The organism is 'Chrysanthemum coronarium' phytoplasma, from assembly GCF_000744065.1.
GTDB classification, from domain to species: Bacteria; Bacillota_I; Bacilli_A; order Acholeplasmatales; family Acholeplasmataceae; genus Phytoplasma; species Phytoplasma asteris.
On the sequence record NZ_BBIY01000013.1, the window covers coordinates 1 to 6,406 of the forward strand.

General features: G+C 30.3%; 6 protein-coding genes. 5 read left to right on the forward strand and 1 reads right to left on the reverse strand.

From position 1 onward, the window contains the following. From OYV_RS00825 to OYV_RS00845, 4 genes are all read left to right on the forward strand, one after another. A partial coding sequence (locus tag OYV_RS00825) for a dihydrolipoamide acetyltransferase family protein (RefSeq protein WP_042067729.1) occupies window positions 1-1,208 on the forward strand: 1,208 nt, incomplete at its 5' end. 21 nt (window positions 1,209-1,229) lie between these two features. Then, a complete protein-coding gene (gene lpdA / locus OYV_RS00830; protein WP_011160952.1) occupies window positions 1,230-2,603 on the forward strand; it encodes a dihydrolipoyl dehydrogenase in 1,374 nt (457 codons plus the stop codon). 190 nt (window positions 2,604-2,793) lie between these two features. After that, on the forward strand, window positions 2,794-2,985 hold the full coding sequence (locus tag OYV_RS00835; protein WP_034172377.1) for a hypothetical protein: 192 nt from the start codon (window positions 2,794-2,796) through the stop codon (window positions 2,983-2,985). Between the two features lie 680 nt (window positions 2,986-3,665). Further along, entirely contained in the window at window positions 3,666-4,433 is a 768-nt protein-coding gene (locus OYV_RS00845; protein WP_011160954.1) for a TatD family hydrolase, read from the forward strand. 94 nt (window positions 4,434-4,527) lie between these two features. Here OYV_RS00845 and OYV_RS00850 read toward each other — a convergent pair whose 3' ends face one another. Next, window positions 4,528-4,863 carry a hypothetical protein gene (locus tag OYV_RS00850; RefSeq protein ID WP_011160955.1) on the reverse strand — a complete coding sequence of 112 codons (336 nt, stop codon included), beginning with the start codon at window positions 4,861-4,863 and terminating at the stop codon, window positions 4,528-4,530. 675 nt (window positions 4,864-5,538) lie between these two features. Between OYV_RS00850 and OYV_RS00860 the strand changes: the two genes are divergently transcribed. Then, a partial coding sequence (locus tag OYV_RS00860) for a phosphate acyltransferase (protein WP_042067733.1) occupies window positions 5,539-6,406 on the forward strand: 868 nt, incomplete at its 3' end.

Below are 6,406 nucleotides of genomic sequence, written 5' to 3' on the forward strand. Positions count from 1 at the left end.
TTTTTAAAGTGGGCGACCAAGTAAAAGAAGGTGATGTTTTAGTTAAAGTTGAAACTGACAAATTAGACGTTGAACTAACTTCTCCTGTAGCAGGAAAAATCTTAAAAAGAGACCTTAATGAAGGTGAAGTTATTTGCGTAGGAGATACTATCGTTTTAATCCAAGAACCAGGTGACACTGATGCAGATGTTAAAAAGTTTTCTTCTCAAAACCCTAATGAAACTGCTGCTACAGAAAAAAACGACACCCAACAAGCAAAAACATCCGCACAAACCTCTTTACCACCTCAAAAAGTACTTGCTACTCCATTAGTAAAAAGTCTAGCCAAAGAACTAGGACTTGACCTTTCAACCATTAAAGGAACAGGTGTAAATGGAAAAATCTTAAAAGTAGATGTACAAAAAGCAACTAACCCTTTACAAACTCAACCACAACCACAAACAACACAACCAACAACCCCTTTTGTCCAAGAACAACCAACCCCCACCCCAACTTTTGCCACATCTAGCCAAGAAACAGAAGTATTAAAAATTTCTCGCCTCAGAAAAGCCATCGCCCAAAAAATGGTTCTTTCCAAAGGCAAAATCCCAGAAACTACTCTAATGGACGAAGTAAACATTACTGCTTTAGTAACACTACGCAAACAAGCCAAAGATCAAGCAAAATCCCAAGGAATCAAATTAACTTTTATGGCTTTTATCATGAAAGCAGTAGCGATTGCCTTACAAGAATTCCCAGTATTTAACGCTAGTTATGATGATGTTAAAGAAGAAGTTACTTACAAAAAATTCATTAATTTAGGAGTAGCAGTTGATACCAAAGACGGTCTAATCGTTCCTAACATCAAAGATGCTAACAAATTAACTCTTTTAGAAATGGCACAACAATTACAACAAGTAGCCAAAGCCACTACCGAAAGAAAAGTAGAATTAAATCAACTTCAAAACGGAACTTTTACTATCACTAATTTTGGTTCTATCGATATTACTTACGGCACTCCAGTTATCAATTACCCTGAATTAGCTATTTTAGGGGTAGGAAAAATCACCAAAAAACCTGTAGTTGAAAACAGTCAAATTGTAATTGCAGACATGCTTCCTCTTTCCTTAGCAATTGACCACCGTATTATTGATGGTGCTGATGGCGGTAGATTTTTAAAACGCGTTAAAGAATTGCTAAATACTCCTACTTTATTGCTTTTATCCTAACAGAAAGACCAAGGGCAAATTATGAAAAATTATGATGTTTTAGTGATTGGTGGAGGTCCTGGTGGATACGTTGCTGCCATTAAAGCTGCTCAAATGGGTGCTAAAGTTGCTTTAGTAGAAAAACATAAATTAGGTGGTATTTGTCTTAATTATGGCTGTATTCCTACCAAAGCTTATTTAAAAAGTGCCAAAATGTATAAAGATATCAAACGTTGTGCTGATTTTGGAATTAAAGTACAAAACGGAGTTTCTTTTGATTGGTCCTCCATTTTATCACGCAAAAATAAAATTGTTGCTCAACTTACTACAGGCATATCTTTTCTCCTGAAAAAAAATAAAATTGATTTTTACCATGGTTTTGCAAGTGTTCTTTCTCCTTGCGAAGTCCAAGTAGACACTAACTTATTGCACACCCAAAAATTAATTATTGCAACAGGAAGTACCGCTTTTGTTACTCCTATTCCAGGCGCCCAAGAAGCTTATCAAAAAGGCATTCTTAAAACTAGTAAAGAATTACTACAACTAGAAAGCTATCCTTCCAAAGTTACTATTGTAGGAGGCGGTGTTATTGGAGTAGAATTTGCAACTATTTTTAATTCTTTTGGTAGCGAAGTGACTATTTTAGAAAGACAAGACAATATTCTAAATGGTATGGATAGGGACGTTGTTGTTGCATACACTAAAAAACTTCAAGCAGACGGCATCCAAATTTTGACTCAAGTAGAAGTAACTAAAATTAATGACAATCAAACTACCTACACTCAAAAAGGCAATGCCAAAACAATTACTTCGGATGTTATTTTAATGGCTGTAGGCACCAAAGCCAATCTTGCAGGCTTAGAAAAATTAAATTTAGCCCTCAACCGCAATAGCGTCCAAACTGATAATTTTTGTCAAACTTCAATTCCTGGAGTATATGCTATTGGTGATGTAAACGGCAAACACATGTTAGCTCACGTGGCAAGTCATGAAGGTATTGTAGCTGTGACTCACGCTTTAGAACAAAAAGCACAACCCATTAATTATGACCGTGTTCCTGCTTGTATTTATGGTTTTCCTGAAATTGCTTCTATTGGCATGACCGAACAACAAGCCAAAGAAAAACAAATGGATTATAAAGTTTCTAAAATATCTCTCGGAGCTGTTGGAAAATCTTTAGCTGATGGCGAAAAAGAAGGTTTTGCTAAATTAATTGTTTGCAAAAAACATTTAGAAATTTTAGGAATGCATATTTATGCTTACAATGCTACTGAATTAATTAGCGAAATGGCTGTAGGAATGGAACTTGAAGGAACTGCTTACGAACTATCTCAAGCAATTCATCCTCATCCTACCTTATCAGAACTTACTTTTGAAGCTCTTTTAGGAGCCGTTGACAAACCAATTCATGCATAATTATTATTTGATCTTTTAACAAAAAAAGAACCTTTAATAGGTTCTTTTTCCTTAAATGGGTGATGGAATTATGAAAACCCAAAAAAGAAAAAGAAAACGAAGCGAAATAAAACAACAAAACTAAAATAAAGATAAAGCACAACATTAAATATTAAATCCTCAAATATTTTTGAATAAAAGGAGATGATAAATGATTACTAAATATACCATTAGAAAAGTTTTATTTTTTATCTTATTGTTTGCAGATTTTACCATAGCTTTTCTCGAAAAAGCCAAAATATTTACAATCCCAGATAAATATTGGGCATTAAGTTTACCTTTTATTTATTTGTTGCCATTTTTGACTCTTTCTGGCATTCCTTTTTATATTGGTTTTAAATGATCCCAAGGTAAAGAATTTGTTTAATAAAGACCCTAACAAGGGAAAAACAATTCAAAATATTGATTTTGGTGAATCTATTAGGCCATATTTTAAAGCATGCATGTATGATGACAATATAAGTTTTAATTCTAAAGAGAAAAAAACTAAAATAGTTTGTTGCTCTTTTGTTTTAGTTGTTATACTAATGATTTTAGCACTATTTTTTAATGTGGAATTAAAAAAAGAAACATTGGCAAAATTTTTATTTTATATTTCTTTAACTTATTTTATTTGTTTTTATATCTATTTTACTTTATATTCATATAGTGTTTTATGGTTTTTATATGTTAAATTTTTTAAATGATTAGGTTTTGCTTATTTTGAAAAAGATTTTATCAAAACTATCAAAAAACATAATTTATTTGCTATTAGTATTTTTTATTATGAAAACCAAAAAAAGAATAAGAAAAATAAAGATTAAAAGCCCAACATTTATTAAATAAATTTTTGTTTTGCTTTCTTATGTATCTAATTATAATATTATTATTACTTTTAACCTTGCAAAATAATTTACCCTATGAAATTAACAAATCTAAAATCACTTCTTTAATCTTTTATATTTACCATTTTTTAAAACTTATAAATAACAACAAAATAACCATTTTCTAACCCCTTAAAATCAAAAAAAGGAATACATTAAAATGTTAATAGACACTCACGCTCATCTCAATCTTAAAACATATAAAAATAAATTAGATGATGTTTTTCAAAAAGCTTGGAATAATGACGTCAAAAAAATGATTGTTATAGGCATGGATGAAAAAACTAACCAAAAAGCATATGAAATCGCTAATAAATATAAAGAAGTAATGGTAGCTTTTGGGATTCATCCTTGTTCTGATTTTTCCCAAGAAACTCCCGAAAGCATCATCAAATACCTCAATCATCAGCAAACAGTTGCTATAGGAGAAATTGGCCTTGATCTTCATCACAGACAAGATAATTTAGCTGTCCAAAAAAAGTTTTTTCAAGCCCAAGTTAAAATTGCTATCCAATATAACTTACCTATTATTATTCATGCACGCAAATCTTTTGAAGAAATTTATCAACTTTTACTACCTTATCGCAATCAAGTTAGAGGAGTTTTTCATTGTTTAGTTTTTAGTTTAGAAGAAGCCAAAAAAGCTTTGGAACTAGGTTTTTACATTGGAATTGGAGGAGTTGTTACTTATCCTCATGCCAAAGTTTCCCACGAAATTGCAAAAACTATTCCCCTAGATAAAATTTTATTAGAAACTGATTGTCCTTATTTAACTCCTTATCCGTTTCAAAATGAAACCAATGAGCCTTATCATATCAAATTAATTGCCCAAAAAATTGCTCAATTAAGAAATATTTCTTTGCAATGTGTTGCTACTCAAACAAGCAATAATGTAGCTAAGTTGTTTTTAAATAAAAATTCTTTTTAATCTTTTTGGCATATCAAAAAAATATTTGAAATATAGAATAATTCAAAATCACACCCAAAAAACATCCCTTATATAATAAAAAAATCAACTCCACTTATACGAAGTTGATTTTGCTTTTTTCTTCTTCATCAGTTTGGCGAAAACTATCTACATCTAACCAAACTTCAGAAACAGTACCACATTTACTTTGCTTAACTTTTCCTTCTAACACTTTAATAACTTGTCCTGGTTGCAAAAAAAACTCAGGATTATCAGCATCAATATGAGTAAAATTCATAAGAACTTCATCATATTTTTGTTTACAATTATCAGTTCCTACACAAACATTAGTAGCAAACCATTGTCTTTTTGAACTACCATTTTGTTTTAAATATCTAACTTTTACTTCTAAATAAAAATTTTTAACGATTGCTTGTTGCATGCATTCCATTTTCTAATACTTCCTTTTACAATTTTTTGTTGATAAAATCGTTACTTTTCAAGTTTAATTCATTACTTAAAAACTTAAAATAATGAAATTATCTCCTAATATGATAAAATAATATTGAACTGTTTAATGTAGTTTTTTATTTAACATTTCATTTACTATTATAGCAAATTATTATAAATTTTATTTTGATAAAAAAATATTTGTAATAAATTTATCATTAATTTGTTCTAAATTATCTTTTTTTCTATAATTATTTATCAACCAATCTTTTGATATCATTATTTGCCTCTTTATTTTTTTTATTTTTGCCACATTTTTGCCAAGACTTATTAATTGCAACTTGAAAATTATTTTGATAATGCTTTTTCTGAAATTTCTTTTAATTGCAAATGCTTTGAAATTTTAACTCAAAAAGGCTAGAAGATAATTATTATCAAAGTAATTTATTATGATGGATTATAATTTTTCAACACTTCACAAAAGAAACAATCAAATTATGATTTATCCCTATTTTTATTTTTTGCCTCTATATTTCGATTTGGTAAAAATAAAATACTTTTTAATGAACCCCAAACTTAAAAAACCTCAAACGTTTTATTTACCAACAAAACAATTTAATCTAAAAAAAACAAAATCAAATTTCAAAAACAATACACAAAAGAAAGGAGCTTTTTTATGATTAAAATAGCAATAGATGTCATGGGAGGCGATTTTGCCCCATTAGAAATTGTCAAAGGAACCTTGCTTGCCTTAAATAAAAATAAAGAAATTCACGTCGTTTTATATGGCAATCAAAAATTAATAACTCCACTTATTGAAAAAACTCCTTTTTTTGGCAACAACCAAATTACTATCAAACACACCCCTTATTTTTTAAGATCAGCCGACAAAAATATAAGAGACCAATTAAAAGCCACTCCCAACGCTTCTTTATTTTTAGCGCTTGAAGCAGCCAAACAAGATGAGGTTCAAGGAGTAGTTTCGGCAGGCGCTACCCAAACTTTGGTCTTAGCAAGTCATCTTATTCTTAAAAAAATGCCTTTAATGCAAAGAATTGCCATTGCCCCTATGTTTAATTCCTTTGATAATCGCACAAGAATTTTGTTAGATGCAGGCGCTAACACCGAACTAAAACCCCAGCATTTGCACACTTTTGCAAATTATGCCACCATTATTGCCAAAGAAATTTTAGAAATTCCAAATCCCCAAATAAAACTACTTAACATCGGAACAGAGCCTACCAAAGGAAGAGCTTTGGAACTTGAAACTTACCAACTTTTATCCCAAGACTCCAATCTTAATTTTGGCGGTAACGAAGAACCTCAAAACCTTCTTACTACTTCAGCAGACATTTTATTAAGTGATGGATTTACTGCCAACATCGCCTTAAAAACTTATGAAGGCACAATGCTTAATTTCATGAACCACTTCAAAACTATCCTTACTAAAAATCTTATCAAAAAAATGGCGACTAAAACTTTATTTCAAAAACCACTACAACAATTAAAAAACCAACTAGACCCACGCCAAATTGGAGGAGCTA